The sequence below is a fragment of the Micromonospora sp. NPDC005553 genome (assembly GCF_042871765.1).
Taxonomy (GTDB): Bacteria; Actinomycetota; Actinomycetes; order Mycobacteriales; family Micromonosporaceae; genus Micromonospora.
The window spans coordinates 657965-674851 of the sequence record NZ_JBIAJD010000003.1 but is presented as its reverse complement, the minus strand read 5'-3'; the positions used below and the strand labels follow the sequence as shown (position 1 = coordinate 674851).

General features: G+C 69.6%; 15 protein-coding genes. 8 read left to right on the top strand and 7 right to left on the bottom strand.

Features of this window, described 5'->3' with window-relative positions:
• Positions 1-75 precede the first annotated feature (75 nt).
• Positions 76-1293: an NADP-dependent isocitrate dehydrogenase gene (locus ACFYPG_RS15665; RefSeq protein ID WP_355010184.1), complete on the bottom strand. Its 1218-nt coding sequence runs from the start codon at positions 1291-1293 to the stop codon at positions 76-78.
• Between the two features lie 137 nt (positions 1294-1430).
• On the opposite strand from ACFYPG_RS15665, the gene ACFYPG_RS15660 reads away from it, so the two are divergent.
• Positions 1431-2243: an MBL fold metallo-hydrolase gene (locus ACFYPG_RS15660; protein WP_387352416.1), complete on the top strand. Its 813-nt coding sequence runs from the start codon at positions 1431-1433 to the stop codon at positions 2241-2243.
• A gap of 304 nt (positions 2244-2547) precedes the next feature.
• Here the strand turns inward: ACFYPG_RS15660 and ACFYPG_RS15655 are convergent, their stop codons facing one another.
• Positions 2548-3498, bottom strand: coding sequence for a malate dehydrogenase (locus ACFYPG_RS15655; RefSeq protein WP_112583765.1), 951 nt, complete (start codon positions 3496-3498; stop codon positions 2548-2550).
• 126 nt (positions 3499-3624) lie between these two features.
• Positions 3625-4485 (bottom strand): bifunctional methylenetetrahydrofolate dehydrogenase/methenyltetrahydrofolate cyclohydrolase, encoded by an 861-nt coding sequence (locus ACFYPG_RS15650; RefSeq protein WP_387352414.1) that lies wholly within the window; start codon positions 4483-4485, stop codon positions 3625-3627.
• A gap of 463 nt (positions 4486-4948) precedes the next feature.
• On the opposite strand from ACFYPG_RS15650, the gene ACFYPG_RS15645 reads away from it, so the two are divergent.
• From ACFYPG_RS15645 to ACFYPG_RS15625, 5 genes are all read left to right on the top strand, one after another.
• The gene (locus ACFYPG_RS15645; RefSeq protein WP_355010047.1) at positions 4949-6550 is read left to right on the top strand and encodes an ABC transporter substrate-binding protein; all 1602 of its coding nucleotides are present in this window, start codon (positions 4949-4951) and stop codon (positions 6548-6550) included.
• A 197-nt stretch (positions 6551-6747) separates the two neighbouring features.
• Complete coding sequence (locus ACFYPG_RS15640) at positions 6748-7686, top strand: ABC transporter permease (RefSeq protein WP_112583767.1); 939 nt, start codon at positions 6748-6750, stop codon at positions 7684-7686.
• Between the two features lie 72 nt (positions 7687-7758).
• A complete protein-coding gene (locus ACFYPG_RS15635; protein ID WP_355010048.1) occupies positions 7759-8715 on the top strand; it encodes an ABC transporter permease in 957 nt (318 codons plus the stop codon).
• Positions 8716-8780: 65 nt separating this feature from the next.
• Complete coding sequence (locus ACFYPG_RS15630) at positions 8781-9812, top strand: ABC transporter ATP-binding protein (RefSeq protein WP_355010049.1); 1032 nt, start codon at positions 8781-8783, stop codon at positions 9810-9812.
• Entirely contained in the window at positions 9793-10830 is a 1038-nt protein-coding gene (locus ACFYPG_RS15625; protein ID WP_387352411.1) for an ABC transporter ATP-binding protein, read from the top strand. Before ACFYPG_RS15630 ends, ACFYPG_RS15625 begins: the two co-directional genes overlap by 20 nt.
• Positions 10831-10936: 106 nt before the next feature.
• Here ACFYPG_RS15625 and purH read toward each other — a convergent pair whose 3' ends face one another.
• Positions 10937-12508 carry a bifunctional phosphoribosylaminoimidazolecarboxamide formyltransferase/IMP cyclohydrolase gene (gene purH / locus ACFYPG_RS15620; protein WP_387352409.1) on the bottom strand — a complete coding sequence of 524 codons (1572 nt, stop codon included), beginning with the start codon at positions 12506-12508 and terminating at the stop codon, positions 10937-10939.
• Positions 12505-13125 (bottom strand): phosphoribosylglycinamide formyltransferase, encoded by a 621-nt coding sequence (gene purN, locus ACFYPG_RS15615; protein WP_091406347.1) that lies wholly within the window; start codon positions 13123-13125, stop codon positions 12505-12507. Before purN ends, purH begins: the two co-directional genes overlap by 4 nt.
• Before the next feature lie 289 nt (positions 13126-13414).
• Here purN and ACFYPG_RS15610 point away from each other — a divergent pair, with 289 nt between their 5' ends.
• Entirely contained in the window at positions 13415-13963 is a 549-nt protein-coding gene (locus ACFYPG_RS15610; protein WP_355010052.1) for a DUF4190 domain-containing protein, read from the top strand.
• A 53-nt stretch (positions 13964-14016) separates the two neighbouring features.
• Here the strand turns inward: ACFYPG_RS15610 and ACFYPG_RS15605 are convergent, their stop codons facing one another.
• On the bottom strand, positions 14017-15306 hold the full coding sequence (locus ACFYPG_RS15605) for a DUF6350 family protein (RefSeq protein ID WP_387352407.1): 1290 nt from the start codon (positions 15304-15306) through the stop codon (positions 14017-14019).
• 200 nt (positions 15307-15506) lie between these two features.
• Here ACFYPG_RS15605 and ACFYPG_RS15600 point away from each other — a divergent pair, with 200 nt between their 5' ends.
• Entirely contained in the window at positions 15507-15773 is a 267-nt protein-coding gene (locus ACFYPG_RS15600; protein WP_091406354.1) for a hypothetical protein, read from the top strand.
• A 225-nt stretch (positions 15774-15998) separates the two neighbouring features.
• On the opposite strand, the gene sucD is transcribed toward ACFYPG_RS15600, so the two are convergent.
• Positions 15999-16886, bottom strand: a complete 888-nt coding sequence (gene sucD, locus ACFYPG_RS15595) for a succinate--CoA ligase subunit alpha (RefSeq protein ID WP_355010054.1) — start codon at positions 16884-16886, stop codon at positions 15999-16001.
• Position 16887 lies beyond the last annotated feature (1 nt).

Below are 16887 nucleotides of genomic sequence, written 5' to 3'. Positions count from 1 at the left end.
GGCGCGGCGGCGCCGAACACGCCGAAGCCCGCCGGCTGAGACGCCGGCGGGCTCCGATGACGCGGTACGCCTGGATCAGGCAGCGATCTTGCGAGCCAGGTTCTCGTCGAGCGCGTTCATGAACTCGTCGGTGGTCAGCCACGGGGCGTCCCGCGAGATGAGCAGCGAGAGGTCCTTGGTCATCTGGCCGCCTTCGACGGTGTCGACGATGACCTGCTCCAGGGTGTTGGCGAACTCGGTGACCGCCGGGGTGCCGTCCAGCTTGCCCCGGTGGGCCAGGCCCCGGGTCCAGGCGTAGATCGACGCGATCGGGTTGGTCGACGTCTTCTCACCCTTCTGGTACTGCCGGTAGTGCCGGGTGACAGTGCCGTGGGCGGCCTCGGCCTCGACGGTACGACCGTCCGGGGAGAGCAGGACGGAGGTCATCAGACCCAGCGAGCCGAAGCCCTGCGCGACGGTGTCGGACTGCACGTCACCGTCGTAGTTCTTGCAGGCCCAGACGTAGCCGCCCTCCCACTTGAGCGCGGCGGCGACCATGTCGTCGATCAGCCGGTGCTCGTAGGTGATGCCGGCGGCGGCGAACTCGTCCTTGAACTCGGCCTCGAACACCTCGGCGAAGAGGTCCTTGAACCGACCGTCGTACGCCTTGAGAATGGTGTTCTTGGTGGACAGGTAGACCGGGTAGTTGCGGTCCAGTCCGTACCGGAACGACGCCCGGGCGAAGTCCCGGATCGACTCGTCGTAGTTGTACATGCCCATGGCGATGCCGCCGCCGGGGAAGTTGGCGACCTCCATCTCCATCGGCGCGCCGCCGTCGGCCGGGGTGTAGGTGATGGTCACCGTGCCCGGGCCGGGGACGACGAAGTCGGTGGCCTTGTACTGGTCACCGTGGGCGTGCCGGCCGATGATGATCGGCTTGGTCCAGCCGGGGACCAGCCGCGGCACGTTGGACATGATGATCGGCTCACGGAAGACGACGCCGCCGAGGATGTTGCGGATGGTGCCGTTGGGCGACCGCCACATCTTCTTCAGGCCGAACTCCTCGACCCGGGCCTCGTCCGGGGTGATGGTCGCGCACTTGACGCCGACGCCGTGCTCCTTGATGGCGTTGGCGGCGTCGATCGTGACCTGGTCGTCGGTCTCGTCGCGGTGCTGGATCGACAGGTCGTAGTAGTGCAGGTCGACGTCGAGGTAGGGCAGGATCAGCTGCTCCCGGATCTGCTTCCAGATGATCCGGGTCATCTCGTCGCCGTCGAGTTCTACGACCGGGTTGTTTACCTTGATCTTCGCCATCGGCCGGCGCTCCTCTCGGGGGACACGTGCTCAAGCAGTACGAGCGTACTGCAATTGGGCGGGCAGCCCCCAGCCGGCCTCGACCGGCCGGCGAAACCGGGCTGCGCGGAACAGGAATGCCCTGGAATCATCGTCCGATGCCACTGAGCCGCACCCTCGGGTCTATCACGGTCACCGCACTCACCGACGGTGAGGGTGACTTCTTCCAGCCCCGCGCGGAGGCATTTCCGCAGGCCACGGCGGCGCACTGGGCGGAAACCGACCGGCGCGACCCCGGCTCGGTGACCGCCGACGGGCAATGGTGGCTGCCGTTCCGCAGCTTCGCGATCCGCGCCGGAGACGGGCCGGTCACGCTTGTCGACGCCGGGATCGGCCCAGCCGACGCGCCCGCCGCGAGCTGGGCGCCAGTGCCGGGGCGGATGCCCGCCGAGTTGGCTGCGGCAGGCATCGACCCCGCCGATGTCGACACTGTCGTCCTGACCCACCTACACAGCGACCACATCGGCTGGGCGGTCACCGGCACGCCGGGGCGGCCGTACTTCCCGAACGCGAGCTACCTGCTCCAGCGCGCCGAGATCGACGCGGCGGAGACGCTCAACCCGGGGCTGCCGGCCGGGCTCATCGCGCCCCTGCGCGCCGCCGGCCAGCTCCGGGTGGTCGACGGCGAGACCGCCCTCACCCCAGCGGTACGTCTGCTGCCCACCCCCGGTCACACGCCCGGTCACCAGTCGGTGCTCCTGACCTCGGCGGACGAACGGATGCTGCTCACCGGGGACCTGCTGGTGCACATGGTGCAACTCGTCGACCCCGAGCTGGTGTACGCCCACGAGGAAGACCCGGAACTCGCCCGCACCTCCCGGCTGACCGCCCTGCGCACCCACTCCCCCACCGTCCTGGCCACCCCCCACCTCGGAACCCCCTTCACCAGCCCTCTCCCCACACCCCGTTGATCATGAAGTTATTGCCACGACACGCCGATCCGGATGGCAATAACTTCATGATCGAAGGGGTGTGGGGGCGGGATCACCCATCGGAGCGGTCGAGCAAGCCCCTCGATCCTGGATAGAGGGGTAACGCGAGCTCGGGAGACCACTACAACCAGGATCGAGCACGATCTCGATGGAAGATCCGCGCAACATCACCGAAACTTCTTGATCAACTGGGGGCCAGGGCCGGGGGTGGGGGCGGGGTGGACGGCGAAGGGCGCGCCGGCTTTGCCGGCGCGCCCTTCGCTGATGCTGTGGTTCGGGGAAACTACATGCTGGAGATGTCGCCCTGCTTGGCGCGGACGGCTTCGGCAGCCTCCAGGAGGCTGGCGCGCTCGTCGGCGTCCAGGTCGGTCTCGACGACCCGCTTGACGCCCTCGGCGCCGATCTCGGCCTCGACACCCAGGTAGACACCGGAGATGCCGTACTCGCCGTCGACCCAGGCGCAGACCGGCATGACCTCGCCGGAGTCCTCGGCGACGGCCTTCGCCATCCGCGCCGCGGCGGCGGACGGGGCGTAGTAGGCCGAACCGGTCTTGAGCAGCGCGACCACCTCGGCGCCACCGTTGCGGGTCTTGACGACCAGCTCCTCGATCTGCTCGGCCGGCATGGCGTCGCGCAGCGGCTTGCCGTTGACGGTGCTCTTCGACGGCACCGGGACCATGGTGTCGCCGTGCGAGCCCAGGGTCAGGGTGCGTACCGAGGCCACCGGCACGTTCAGCGCCTCGGCGACGAAGTTGCTGAACCGGGCGGTGTCGAGCATGCCGGCCTGGCCGAGCACCCGGTTCTTCGGGAACTGGGTGGCGAGCTGGGCCAGCGCGGTCATCTCGTCCAGCGGGTTGGAGACCACGATGACGACGGCGTTCGGGGCGTACTTGGCGACGTTCTCGGCGACCTGGCGGACGATCTTGGCGTTGGTCTCCAGCAGGTCCATCCGGCTCATGCCGGGCTTGCGCGGCAGACCAGCGGTGATCACGACGACGTCAGAGCCCTCGATGCTCTCGTAGCCCTCACCGTTGGGGCCGGTGGTCACGCCGACCACCTTGGTCTCGAAGCCCTCGATGGCCCGGGACTGGTTGAGGTCGAGCGCGAGGCCTGCGGGCTTGCCCTCCACGATGTCGGTGATCACTACGGTGTCGAAGACGTCGTACTCGGCCAGGCGCTGTGCGGTGGTGGAGCCGTAGAAGCCAGCCCCGACGACAGTGACCTTCTTACCCATGGTCGTCCCACTCCCTGATACCAGTCGGTTTTCCGGACCGTATCAGTCATCCTGGCACCGAACAGGGCAGGGGCGGCGGCCGTCGCCGGGATGGGTCGAACGTCACCGGCGTCGCCGACGTCCGGTTCAGCCGCGCTCGGCGCGCTCGACGACGTTGGTGAGCAGCATGGCCCGGGTCATCGGGCCCACGCCGCCGGGCATGGGGACCAGCGCGCCGGCCGTCTCGGCCACCTCCGGGTCCACGTCGCCGGTGTAGCGGCCCTTGCCGTCCGCTCCGATGACGCGGGTGATGCCGACGTCCACCACCACAGCGCCGGGGTTGATCATGTCGGCGGTGAGCAGACCCGGTACGCCGGCCGCGACGATGACGATGTCGGCGGCGCGGGTGTGCGAGGCGAGGTCGAGGGTGCCGGTGTGGCACAGGGTGACAGTGGCGTTCTCGCTGCGCCTGGTGAGCAGCAGGCCGAGCGGCCGGCCAACCGTGTTGCCGCGACCGACCACCGCGACGGTGGCCCCGCGCAGCGCCACGTCGTGCCGGCGGAGCAGCTCGACGATGCCGCGCGGCGTGCACGGCAGCGGACCGTCGTAGCCGAGCACGAGCCGACCCAGGTTGACCGGGTGCAGGCCGTCGGCGTCCTTGTCCGGGTCGATCAACTCCAGCACCCGCTGGGTGTCGAGGTGGGCCGGCAGCGGCAGCTGGACGATGTAGCCGTGGCACGCCGGGTCGGCGTTCAGCTCAGCCAGTACGTCATCGACCTGCCGTTGGGTGGCGTCGGCCGGCAGTTCGCGGCGGATCGAGGCGATGCCCACCTCGGCGCAGTCGCGGTGCTTGCCGTTGACGTACGCCTGGCTGCCCGGATCCGCCCCGACCAGGACCGTGCCGAGCCCGGGGGTGATTCCGCGTTCCGCCAGTGCCTTCACCCGGATACGCAGCTCGTCCTTGATCTCCGCTGCGGTTGCCTTGCCGTCCAGAAGCGTCGCCGTCACGACCAGATCGTCTCACGGCCACCGCCCGCGGATCAGACGACCTCGCTCCGGGCCGTCCGCCGCCCCACTGCGGTGGGGCGGCCACCGGACGAGCCGCTGGAGTAACCGTGTGTGAGGTGTTGCTAGTCACTTTCAGTGACGATCTGTGGATTCGATCACTGTCGAACCAGACAGGCCGGGCCTGATCCACGAAGAAGGGACGGCGAACCCAGGCGGAACCGACCCGACCAGGCGGGGCCGAACGCAACGTCAAACGCCGGGATTTAAGCAGGCCACCGGCGCTGAGTCCGGTTTGGGGTAGCAGATTCACTCGCCTCCGACAACTGAATCAACCCCGGACCGTTACCCACCCGCAACCGCGTCGTTGTCGAAGGCCCGTAACCGACCTACCGTTACCGCTTGTTGCGCAGCGTAAACCCAGCGTCGGGCCTGACTGCGCAGCGTGAGGAGATGAGGAGGCTCAATGCGAGTTCGTAGACTCGCCGCCTGGACCGCCCTCCCGCTCGCGGTGACGCTGGGCCTCGCGGCCTGCGGCAGCGGCGGAGACGGTGGATCCGGTGGCAGCGACAGTTCGGTGGTCAGCATCCAGATCGCCGAGCCGAAGCACCTGGTTCCCACAAACACCACCGAGACGTCCGGGTCGCAGGTGATCGCCGGCCTGTTCAGCCCGCTCGTCGACTACGACGCCCAGAACAAGCCGTACGAGGTCGCCGCTCAGTCGATCACCTCGTCCGACAACAAGGTCTGGACGATCAAGATCAAGGACGGCTTCACCTTCCACAACGGTGAGAAGGTCACGTCCCAGAACTACATCAACGCCTGGAACTACGGCGCGTACGCCCCGAACGGTCAGGACACCAACCCCTTCTTCGAGAAGATCGCTGGTTACGCCGACCTGCAGGGCAAGGCGCCGAAGGCCAAGGAGATGTCCGGCCTGAAGAAGGTCGACGACCTCACCTACACCGTGACGTTGTCCGAGCCGTACATCGACTTCAAGACGACGCTGGGCTACAACGCGTTCTTCCCGATGCCGGACGCCGCGTTCTCGGCTCCGGGCGTGCTCAAGGACTCCTACGAGCAGGCGCCGATCGGGCAGGGCCCCTTCAAGATGAAGGGCACCTGGCAGCACGACAGCAAGATCGACGTCGAGCGCTACGACGCGTACCCGGGCGAGAAGCCCAAGGTCAAGAACATCGAGTTCCGGATCTACCAGCAGCTCACCGCGGCCTACGCGGACGTCCTGGCGGACAACCTGGACGTGCTGCCCACGATCCCGACCGAGAGCCTGAGCACCGCGCCGAGCGACCTGGGCGACCGGTACAAGACCAGCCCGATGTCGTCGTTCCAGTTCCTCGCGTTCCCGACGTTCGACAAGGACTACAGCAACCCGGACGTGCGCAAGGCCATCTCGATGGCGATCGACCGTGACGAGATCACCAAGTCGGTCTTCAAGGGCTCGCAGACGTCGGCGCGCTCCTTCGTCGCGCCGGTCCTGCCGGGCTACCGGGAGGACACCGCGGGCAAGGCCGCCGAGTTCAACCCGACCGAGGCCAAGAAGCTCTACCAGGCCGCCGGCGGTCCGTCGAAGATCGTCATCTCGTACAACGGCGACGGCGGGCACAAGGACTGGGTCGACGCCACCGTCAACCAGCTCAAGACCAACCTGGGCGTGGACGCGGTCGGCTCGGTCGAGCCGAAGTTCGCCGACCTGCTGACCAAGGTCGAGAAGAAGACGCCGGTGGGTGCGTTCCGGATGGGTTGGGTCATGGACTACCCGACCATGGAGGACTACCTCGGCCCGCTGTACAGCACGAACGGCTCGTCGAACTACTACGGCTACAGCAACCCGGAGTTCGACAAGCTGGTCAAGGAGGGTTCCGCCGCCAAGACGCAGGACGAGGCGATCGCCAAGTACCAGCAGGCGGAGGACATCCTGGCCAAGGACATGCCGGTGATCCCGCTCCGCTTCGGCGAGAACGTGTTCGGCCACTCGTCCAAGGTCAAGAACGTGGAGATGGACCTGTTCCAGCGGGTCAACCTCGTCAAGATCGAAGCAGCCAGCTGAGCTGACCATGGTGCGGGCCACCCGGGCGACGATGCCCGGGTGGCCCCGACCGCGCCACCGGAGCCGGGCCGCAGCAGCGGACCCGGCGCCGGTGGCGCCGGCTCCCCCGGGCCGGACGGAACGTCTCGGATATTTCGGGTACGACCAGAGATGCCGTCCTGCGACCCTTTCGCACATTTCCGGAGAGACTGCTAAGCATGTTCCGCTACATCCTGCGGCGCCTACTGCAGATGGTCCTGGCGTTCTTCGGGACCACCCTGATCGTCTACGCGCTGACATTCGCCGGGCAGGGCGACCCGATCCAGGCGCTCGCCGGCGAACGACCGGTGACGCCAGCCCAGCGGGCCTACCTCACCGAGAAGTACAACCTGGATCAGACGGGCGTCGGTGGCTTCTTCTACCGCTACTTCGACTACGTGAAGGACCTGCTCCAGGGCAACCTGGGCGAGTCGCTCACCGGTCGGAGCATCGGTGACATCCTCCAGCAGGCTTGGCCGGTCACCGTGCGGCTCGCGCTCATCGCGCTCGCCGTGGCGATCATCTTCGGTGTCACCGCCGGGGTCCTCGCCGGCATCCGCCGGGCCAGCATCTTCGACAACTCGACGCTGGTGTTGACCCTGCTGGTGCTGGGCATCCCGACGATCGTGCTGGCACCGCTGGCGCAGTACTTCCTGGGCGTCAAGTGGCAGCTCTTCCCACCCACCGCCGGCTCCGACCCGACGTTCTACGCGCTCCTGCTGCCAGGCATCGTGCTCGGCTCGCTGTCGCTGGCCACCGCCCTACGACTCACCCGGGCCTCGGTGGCGGAGAACCTGCGCGCGGACTACGTCCGGACCGCCCGGTCCAAGGGCCTGGTCAAGCGGCGCATCGTCATCGTCCACGTGCTGCGTAACTCGCTGATCCCGGTGGTCACCTTCCTCGGTGTGGAACTGGGCAACCTGATGAGCGGCGCGATCATCACCGAGGGCGTCTTCAACATCCCCGGCGTGGGCTTCAACCTCTTCCGCGGCATCCGCACCGAGGACGGCCCCCTGGTGGTGGGCATCGTCAGCGTGCTCGTCGTGGTCTACCTGGTCTCGAACCTGGTGGTGGACGTCCTGTACGCCGTACTCGACCCGAGGATCCGCTATGAGTGAGCGCAGCGAACGAATCATCAGCGCAGCGTGCCTGGGCCCTCATGCCGGCGCCGAGCGCAGCGAGGTGCAGGCATGAGTGACTTTGAGACTGTGGCGGCCACCGAGAACCAGGCCGCGCGACGTGGCCCCTCGGGAGAGCCGGGCACGCCCAACCAGATCGGCGCCGCGAACAAGCCCCGCAGCCTGGCCGGGGACGCCTGGCGCGACCTACGCCGCAACCCGATCTTCTGGATCTCGCTGGCGCTGGTCGTCATCTTCACCCTGATGGCGCTCCTGCCCGGGGTCTTCACTGCCAACAACCCGAACGACTGCCTGCTCTCCCGGCAGCACGCCGGGCCGTCCGGCGGGGCCATCTTCGGGTACGACTTCCAGGGCTGCGACACGTACTCCCGGGCGGTGTACGGCACCCGGGCGTCGCTGCTGGTCGGCGCGCTCGCCGCGCTCGGCACCGGCATCATCGCGCTGGTGGTCGGCATGCTGGCCGGTTACTTCGGCCGCTGGGTCGACGCTGTGCTCTCCCGGGTGATCGACGTGGTGCTCGGCATCCCGCTGCTGCTGGCCGCGATCGTGCTGCTCAAGCGGGTGTCCAGTGACAACCAGTGGGCTCGGATCGGCGCTGTCGTCTTCGTGTTGGCCCTCCTCGGCTGGACCACCGCCGCCCGCGTGGTCCGGTCCTCGGTGATCACCGCGAAGGAGCAGGACTACGTCGCGGCGGCCCGGATGCTCGGCGCCGGCAACAGCCGGATCATGTGGCGGCACATTCTGCCGAACTCGCTGGCCCCGGCGATCGTCGTGCTGACCATCGCGCTCGGCTCGTTCATCGCGGCCGAGGCGACGCTCTCCTTCCTCGGCATCGGCCTGAAAGCGCCCACCATCTCGTGGGGGCAGGACATCGACACCGGCCGGATCCACATGCGGGAGGCGGCCACCCCGTTGATCGTCCCGTCGGCCTTCCTGGCGCTGACCGTGCTGGCGTTCATCATGCTCGGCGATGCGATCCGTGACGCCTTCGACCCGAAGCTGCGGTGACTCATGCGAGCGCGAGGAGTGAGCGAAGCGAGCCCCGCAGTCGCGAGCGAAAGGCAGGCACAGCCATGACCGTTCAACCGACGCCCGCCTCCGCCACACCCGAGGGCGGTCACCTGCTGGAGTTGCGGGACCTGCACGTCGAGTTCCGCACCAACGAAGGTGTCGCCCGGGTGATCAACGGGGTGTCGTACCACCTGGACGCCGGCGAGACCCTTGCCGTGCTCGGCGAATCCGGCTCGGGAAAGTCGGTGACCGCCCAGGCGATCATGGGCATCCTGGACACCCCGCCCGCGTTCGTCCGCTCTGGCCAGATCCTCTACCAGGGTGAGGACCTGCTCACCCGCTCCGAGGAGCAGCGCCGGCAGGTACGCGGCAAGGAGATCGCGATGATCTTCCAGGATGCGCTCTCCGCCCTCAACCCGGTCTTCCCGGTCGGCTGGCAGATCGGTGAGACGCTGCGCCAGCGCGCCGGCATGTCCCGAGCCGACGCTCGACGGCGTGCCGTCGAGCTGATGGATCTGGTCAAGATCCCAGGCGCCGCCAAGCGGATCGGCGACTACCCGCACCAGTTCTCCGGCGGCATGCGGCAGCGCGTCATGATCGCCATGGCGTTGGCGCTGGACCCGAAGGTGCTGATCGCCGACGAGCCCACCACGGCCCTCGACGTGACAGTGCAGGCCCAGATCATGGACCTGCTGGCCGACCTGCGCCGGGAACTCAACATGGCGATGATCCTGATCACCCACGACCTGGGTGTGGTCGCCGGTGTCGCGGACCGGATCGCGGTCATGTACGCCGGCCGGATCGTCGAACACGCCGACGTCCGCTCGCTCTACAAGGCGCCCGCCCACCCGTACACAAAGGGTTTGTTGGAGTCGATTCCACGCCTGGACGTTCGCGGCCAGGAACTGTCGACGATCAAGGGGTTGCCGCCGAACCTGATGCGCATCCCGTCCGGCTGCCCGTTCCACCCCCGGTGCCCGTACGTCCAGCAGGTCTGCGTGGACGAGGTGCCGCACGACCTGGTCCTCGGCGACGGCCGGACCAGCGCTTGCCACTTCGCGCAGGAGGTCCGTGATGACAGCGTCGCCCGCTAACCCCACGAAGGTCCGCGGCGAGACGATTCTCTCCGTCGACAACCTGGTGAAGCACTTCCCGATCACCCAGGGCGTGCTGTTCCAGCGGCAGATCGGGGCGGTGAAGGCCGTCGACGGGGTGAGCTTCGAGCTGCGTCGGGGCGAGACGCTCGGCGTCGTCGGCGAGTCCGGCTGCGGCAAGTCCACCCTCGCCCGGCTGCTGATGCGGTTGGAGACGCCCACCTCCGGGCGCGCCACCCTGGAGGGCAAGGACCTGTTCAAGGCTTCCGGGGGTGAGCTGCGCCGGCTGCGCCGCAACATGCAGATGGTGATGCAGGACCCGTACACCTCGCTGAACCCGCGGATGACCGTCGGCGACATCATCGGCGAGCCATTCGAGATTCACCCGGATGCCGCGCCGAAGGGCAGCAAGGCCAAGCGGGTCCAGGAGCTCTTGGACCTGGTCGGGCTCAACCCGGAGCACATCAACAGGTACCCGCACCAGTTCTCCGGCGGTCAGCGTCAGCGCATCGGCATCGCCCGCGCCCTCGCGCTGAAGCCCGAGGTGATCGTGTGCGACGAGCCGGTGTCGGCGCTCGACGTCTCCATCCAGGCCCAGGTGATCAACCTGCTCAAGCAGCTGCAGGGCGAGCTGGGGCTCTCGTACATCTTCATCGCGCACGACCTGTCGGTGGTGCGGCACATCGCCGACCGCGTCGCGGTGATGTACCTCGGTCGGATCGTCGAGATCGGCACCGAGGACGAGATCTACGAGCGGGCCACCCACCCGTACACCCAGGCTCTGCTCTCCGCGGTGCCGGTGCCGGACCCGGAGGCCCGCGACCAGCGCAACATGATCCGGCTGGTCGGCGACGTGCCCAGCCCGGCCGACCCGCCCAGCGGGTGCCACTTCCGGACGCGCTGCTGGAAGGCCCAGGACATCTGCGCCGTGGAGGACCCGGCGACGGTGCCGAGGGCAGCGGACCCCCACCCGTCCGCCTGCCACTTCGCCGAACTCCGCCCCACCCCCACAGCCTGACCCAAGCCCGACCCCAGCCGTTGATCATGAAGTTATTGCCCTGCACATCGGCGTGTCAGGGCAATAACTTCATGATCGACGAGGTCGAAGCCAGCTGATCGAAGCGTCAGTGGAAGAAGTGGCGGGTTCCGGTCAGGTACATCGTTACGTTTGCCTTCTTGGCCGCTTCGATGACTTCCTCGTCGCGGATGGAGCCGCCGGGCTGCACGATGGCGCGGACGCCGGCGTCGATGAGGATCTGCGGGCCGTCGGCGAACGGGAAGAACGCGTCCGAGGCGGCGACCGAGCCGCGGGCCCGGTCGGCGCCGGCGCGGGTGACAGCGAGCTGCGCCGAGTCGACCCGGTTGACCTGACCCATGCCGACACCGACGGTGGCGCCGTCCTTGGCGAGCAGGATCGCGTTGCTCTTCACCGCGCGGACCGCCCGCCAGGCGAACGCGAGGTCCCGCAGCAGCTCCTCGTCGGCGGCCTCGCCGGTCGCCAACCGCCAACTGGCCGGGTCGTCGCCGGGGGCGTCCACCCGGTCGGCGACCTGGGCCAGCACGCCGCCGGTCACCGGCCGCAACTCCACCAGCGCCGGCGTCCAGGCCGGTGCCCGCAGCAGCCGGATGTTCTTCTTGCCCTGCAACACCTCGACCGCGCCCTCGTCGAAGCCGGGGGCGACCACCACCTCGGTGAAGATCTCGGCGACCTGCCGGGCCATCTCGACCGAGACCGGCCGGTTGACCGCGATGACACCGCCGAACGCCGACACCGGGTCGCAGGCGTGCGCCCTGCGGTGCGCCTCGGCGACGTCCGCGCCGATCGCGATGCCGCACGGGTTCGCGTGCTTGATGATCGCCACCGCCGGCTGGTCGGCGAAGTCGTTCGCGGCCCGCCAGGCGGCGTCGGCGTCGACGTAGTTGTTGTACGACATCTCCTTGCCGTGCAGCTGTTCGGCCTGAGCCAGCCCGGCCGGGGCGTCCGGGTCGCTGTAGAGCGCGGCGGGCTGGTGCGGGTTCTCGCCGTAGCGCAGCGCTGTCGACTTGCGCAGCGCCAGCCCCGCGAACTGCGGCCACGAGTCGTCGGCGGGTGCCAGCACCTGCGCGAACCATTGGGCCACCGCCACGTCGTACTCGGCGATGTCGGCGAACGCCCGGGCGGCCAGCGCGCGGCGCTGGGCCACTGTGAAGCCACCCTCGGCGAGCGCGCCGAGCAGCGCCGGGTAAGCGGCCGGGTCGGTGACCACGGCGATTGAGGCGTGGTTCTTGGCGGCGGCGCGCACCATGGCCGGGCCGCCGATGTCGATCTGCTCCACGCACTCCTCGACGTCGGCGCCGGAGGCGACGGTCTCCTGGAACGGGTACAGGTTGGAGACCAGCAGGTCGAACGCCGCCACGCCCAGCTCGTCGAGCTGCGCCACGTGGGTGTCCTTCCGCAGGTCCGCGAGGAGACCCGCGTGCACCTTCGGGTGCAGGGTCTTCACCCGGCCGTCGAGCACCTCGGGGAACCCGGTCACCGTCTCCACCGGCGTCACCGGCACCCCGGCGGCGGCGATGGTGCCCGCCGTGCTGCCGGTGGACACAATCTCCACACCGGCCGCGTGCAGGGCCTGAGCCAGCTCGGCCAGCCCGGTCTTGTCGTAGACGCTGACCAGCGCCCGCCTGATCGGGCGGCGCCCGTCCTGAGTGGGACTCACGGAACCGTGACCTTCCTTCCGGTGATGGTCCAGCCTTCGCGGACCAGCCGACCGACCTGCTCGACGAGCTGGCGTCGCTCGGCTTCCTTGATGCGCTCGGTGAGCGTGTCGACGTCGTCGTCGTCCAGCACCGGCACCGCGACCTGCGCGACGATCGGCCCGGTGTCCATGCCGGCGTCGACGAAGAAGAGGGTGGCTCCGGTGAGCTTCACGCCGTAGGCGAGAGCGTCACGCGGACCGTGGATGCCGGGAAACGCCGGCAGCAGCGTGTTGTGGGTGTTCAGGTAGCGGTCGCCGAAGGCGGCGAGGAAGTGCGGGCCGACCAGCTTGAGGAAACCGGCGGAGATGACCAGGTCGGGTTGGTGCTTCGCGACGTGCGCGGTGAGCGCGCGGTCCCAGTCCTCCCGGGTGTCGTGGTCGCGGACCCGCTCGACGAAGGTGGGCACCCCCGCCGCGTCGGCCCGGTCCAGGCCCGCGATGCCGTCGCGGTCCGCGCCGACCGCGACGACCTGTGCGCCGTACGCGGGGTCGGCGGCGGCATCCAGCAGCGACTGAAGGTTGCTCCCGGAGCCGGAGATGAGGACGACGATGCGGGCGACAGGCGCGGGCTCGGTCACCGGGCCACCCTATCGGGCAGGTCAGAGACGCCCTTCGACTGGGCGGCACGCCGATCTTCGACAGTGCCGACGTGCGTCGACCCGGTACGCTGCCGGTCGCTCGGGCCGAACGCCGCACCGGCCCACACACCGCCCCTGATCCGGCACGCGAAGCGGTCGACTAGGAGCTTTTTGCCTGCTTTGGGAGACATGTCGTCCTGTTGCTGTACTGGGCTTTGGGAGGACTGACCGCGATCATGGATGGAAATAAGAGCACCAACTGACGGAACCAGTCCAAGGAGCTTCTCGAATGCAGCCCGGTAACCCCGGTCAGGACCCGTACGGCCAGCAGCCCAACCAGGACCCGACCGCTCCCCAGCCGCCGGCCGCCCCGTACGGCCAGCAGCCCACCTCCGGCCAGCCGTACGGCCAGCAGCCGAACGACCCGTACGCCGCGCCGCAGGCCCCGTACGGCCAGCAGCCCACCTCGGGCCAGCCGTACGGTCAGCAGCCGAACGACCCGTACGCGCAGCAGCAGCCCCCGTACGGCGCCGGCCCGACCTACCCGAACGCCGGGTACCCGCAGGCGCAGGGGCAGAACAACACCCTCGGCCTGGTGTCGATGATCCTCGGTATCGCGTCGATCCCGCTGGTCTGCTGCCTGTACCTGGGCATCCCGGTCGGCATCGCGGGCATCGTGACCGGCTACCTCGCCAAGCAGAAGGTGGCCCAGGGTCAGGCCAACAACGCCGGCCAGGCCAAGGCCGGTCTGATCTGCGGCGCGGTCGGCGTCGGGCTGGGCATCCTGCTGCTCATCCTGAGCGTGGTGGCGCAGGTCAACCTGCCCACCCAGCCCTGACGGGTTCGGATTCGACGGGGCGCTCCGGTTTCACCGGGGCGCCCCGCGCTCGTCTACTGCGCGGGCCCGCGGGTCAGCGCCCGGGTGGCGGCGGCGCCGACCAGCGCGCCGACCGCTATGACACCGGCCGCCACCGCCCCGACCTGCCAACCCACCGGGCCGACCTGGGACAGCCGGCCGGCACCGAGCGGCCCACCGGAGACCGCCGCGGCCGCACCGAGCACCACACCGGCCACCGGCCCGGCCAGCACCGCCGGCGTCAGCAACACGGCCCAGCGCTGCGCAGCCCGCTCCGGCCCGGCTAGTCGAGCCACCCGCCGGGCGAGCAGCCAACCGGCGACCATCCCGGCGAGCACCGGCACTGCGAGCAGCAGGGCGCCGAAGCCGTCCACCGGGCCGCGCGGCAGGCCAGCGAGCAGCGGCACGGCCGGCAGCGCGCCGACCGACACCTCGCTGGTGCGGACCGCGGTGTCAGTTCCGACCGCGAACCCCGGCCCGAGCAGGTAACTGGTCGACCAGACCGCCGCGTTGGGCGCGTACGCGGCGCTGACCAGGGTGATGCCGGCCTGCCCGGCGACTCCGGTCCGGTACGCCCCGATCATGTCGGCCGCGTCGCCGCCACCGGTGGCCACCGCCAGGCCGGCCGCTCCCGCGCCCGCGCCGAGAAGCAGCAGCCCGGCCACCAGGCCGGTGCGAACGCCGTCGCGCACCGGGCTCGGGAGCCGCGAGACGAGCAGCCGGGTCACGGCGGTGATCCGGACCGCGCCGACCAGCGCGGCGAGTGTGCCGACCGCCGCGAACGAGGCGCCCGCCCGGATCAGCGACACACTCGGCCCGCCGGTGCCGACCAGCACCGCCGCGAGCGCGCCGAGCAGCGCGTACGCAATGCCGACAGCTACCGCGGCGAGCAGTGCCCGGCGCGGTGAGCGGGTGTCGCGGGCACCGATCGCGCGGCTCACGTGTACGCCTGCGCGGCTCAGCCGCCAGAGTGCGAGCACTGTCAGCGCCAGCGGGGCGAGCCCGAGCGGCCCGGTCTCGGTGTGCAACGGCACGCCGTGCCCGAGCAGCCAGCCGGCCAGCGCGGTGCGCAGGGTGCCGGTCACTGTGGTGCCATCCGCGCCGAGCTGCACCAGGCCGAGCACGATGGCGACCGGCAGGTACGAGGTGACGGCGGCCCAGCAGGCGGCCACCCCGGCGGCGACGGGCAGCGGCGCCCGCCCGCGCGGCGACCCACCAGCGCGAGGCGCGGGCACCCGCCGGGCCGGTGCGGCACGGTCGACCGGCCGGTCGTCGGCGCTCACACCGCCGGGACGGCTGGGACGGTCAGGGGTGACGGGGGACATCCGCTCTACTCTGGCACGTCGCGCGGGCGGTGGCAGTCCGTTAACCCCTCCTAAGGTCGGCGAGTTCACCGAACCGACGTCCTGCCCACCCGGGCCGGTCTAGCCTCGGCCCTGAGGGGGCGCGAGTCGCCGCCACCCGGGACGGGCCCGCCGGTCGCGGTCCGGGCCGGCACGTCGCCCATTACCGCTCGGAGGAAGCTGTGACGACACCATACCCGCCTCCCCCACCACCACCGGCCCAGGGACGCGACCGAACCACCCTCTGGGGCGTGCTGGGCATCGTGCTGGGGCTGATCTGCTGCGGCATCTTCGGCATCGTCTTCGGCTACCTGTCCATCCGCGACGCCCGGCGGTACGGGCAGTCGCCGCTGCTCGGTTACCTCGCCATCGCGTTCGGCGTGATCAACATCATCGGCGGGGCGATCCTGCGCTCGACCGGCAACTACCCGTTCTGGAACAACGACTGACGCGTACGGCGGAGGGGGTCGACCGTGACCGGTCGACCCCCTCCGTGCTGCCTGACCGGCTCAGGGCGTGTTTCGGAAGTGCTGGCCGGCCTGCGCCGGGCCCAGCCGCCGCCCGGCGGCGTTGTCGCGGTGTCCGGATACAACACCGGTATCCGGACACCGCTCCGCCTTGCCGGACGACGCCTGGACTCCAGCTCGGCTCGACCGACACTCCCGAAACACGCCCTAGTTGCCGGACATGATCTCCCGCATCAGCTTCGCGGTCTCGGTCGGCGTCTTGCCGACCTTGACACCGACGGCCTCCAGCGCGGCCTGCTTCGCCTCGGCGGTGCCGGCGGACCCGGAGATGATCGCCCCGGCGTGACCCATGGTCTTGCCGGGCGGAGCGGTGAAGCCGGCGATGTAGCCGACCACCGGCTTGGTGACGTTCGCCTTGATGAACTCGGCGGCCCGCTCCTCGGCGTCGCCACCGATCTCACCGATCATGACGATGGCGTCGGTCTCCGGGTCGGCCTCGAACGCCGCGAGGGCGTCGATGTGGGTGGTCCCGATGATCGGGTCACCCCCGATGCCGACGCAGGTGGAGAACCCGATGTCGCGCAGCTCGTACATCATCTGGTAGGTCAGCGTGCCGCTCTTGCTGACCAGGCCGATCCGGCCGGAGCCGGTGATGTCGGCCGGGATGATGCCGGCGTTGGACGCGCCCGGCGAGGCGATGCCCGGGCAGTTCGGCCCGATGATCCGGGTCCGCTCGCCCTGCGAGACGTTGTACGCCCAGAACGACGCGGTGTCGTGCACCGGGACGCCCTCGGTGATCACCACGGCCAGGTCGATCGCGGCGTCGATCGCCTCGACCACGGCGGCCTTGGTGAACTGCGGCGGGACGAAGATGACAGTGACGTCGGCCCCGGTCTGCGCCATCGCGTCCGCGACGGACGCGAAGACCGGCAGCTCAGTGCCGTCGAAGTCGACAGTCTGGCCCGCCTTGCGCGGGTTGACGCCACCGACGACGTTGGTACCGGCGGCCAGCATCCGCCGGGTGTGCTTGGAACCCTCGGAACCGGTCATCCCCTGGACGATGACCTTCGAGTCCTTGGTCAGCCAGATAGCCATG

Excerpts from the sequence above, each read along its gene's own strand:
- ACFYPG_RS15665 (WP_355010184.1), bottom strand. The coding sequence starts at position 1,293 with ATGGCGAAGATCAAGGTAAACAACCCGGTCGTAGAACTCGACGGCGAC.
- ACFYPG_RS15660 (WP_387352416.1), top strand. The coding sequence starts at position 1,431 with ATGCCACTGAGCCGCACCCTCGGGTCTATCACGGTCACCGCACTCACC.
- ACFYPG_RS15655 (WP_112583765.1), bottom strand. The coding sequence starts at position 3,498 with ATGGGTAAGAAGGTCACTGTCGTCGGGGCTGGCTTCTACGGCTCCACC.
- ACFYPG_RS15645 (WP_355010047.1), top strand. The coding sequence starts at position 4,949 with ATGCGAGTTCGTAGACTCGCCGCCTGGACCGCCCTCCCGCTCGCGGTG.
- ACFYPG_RS15640 (WP_112583767.1), top strand. The coding sequence starts at position 6,748 with ATGTTCCGCTACATCCTGCGGCGCCTACTGCAGATGGTCCTGGCGTTC.
- ACFYPG_RS15635 (WP_355010048.1), top strand. The coding sequence starts at position 7,759 with ATGAGTGACTTTGAGACTGTGGCGGCCACCGAGAACCAGGCCGCGCGA.
- ACFYPG_RS15630 (WP_355010049.1), top strand. The coding sequence starts at position 8,781 with ATGACCGTTCAACCGACGCCCGCCTCCGCCACACCCGAGGGCGGTCAC.
- ACFYPG_RS15625 (WP_387352411.1), top strand. The coding sequence starts at position 9,793 with ATGACAGCGTCGCCCGCTAACCCCACGAAGGTCCGCGGCGAGACGATT.
- ACFYPG_RS15610 (WP_355010052.1), top strand. The coding sequence starts at position 13,415 with ATGCAGCCCGGTAACCCCGGTCAGGACCCGTACGGCCAGCAGCCCAAC.
- ACFYPG_RS15605 (WP_387352407.1), bottom strand. The coding sequence starts at position 15,306 with ATGTCCCCCGTCACCCCTGACCGTCCCAGCCGTCCCGGCGGTGTGAGC.
- sucD (WP_355010054.1), bottom strand. The coding sequence starts at position 16,886 with ATGGCTATCTGGCTGACCAAGGACTCGAAGGTCATCGTCCAGGGGATG.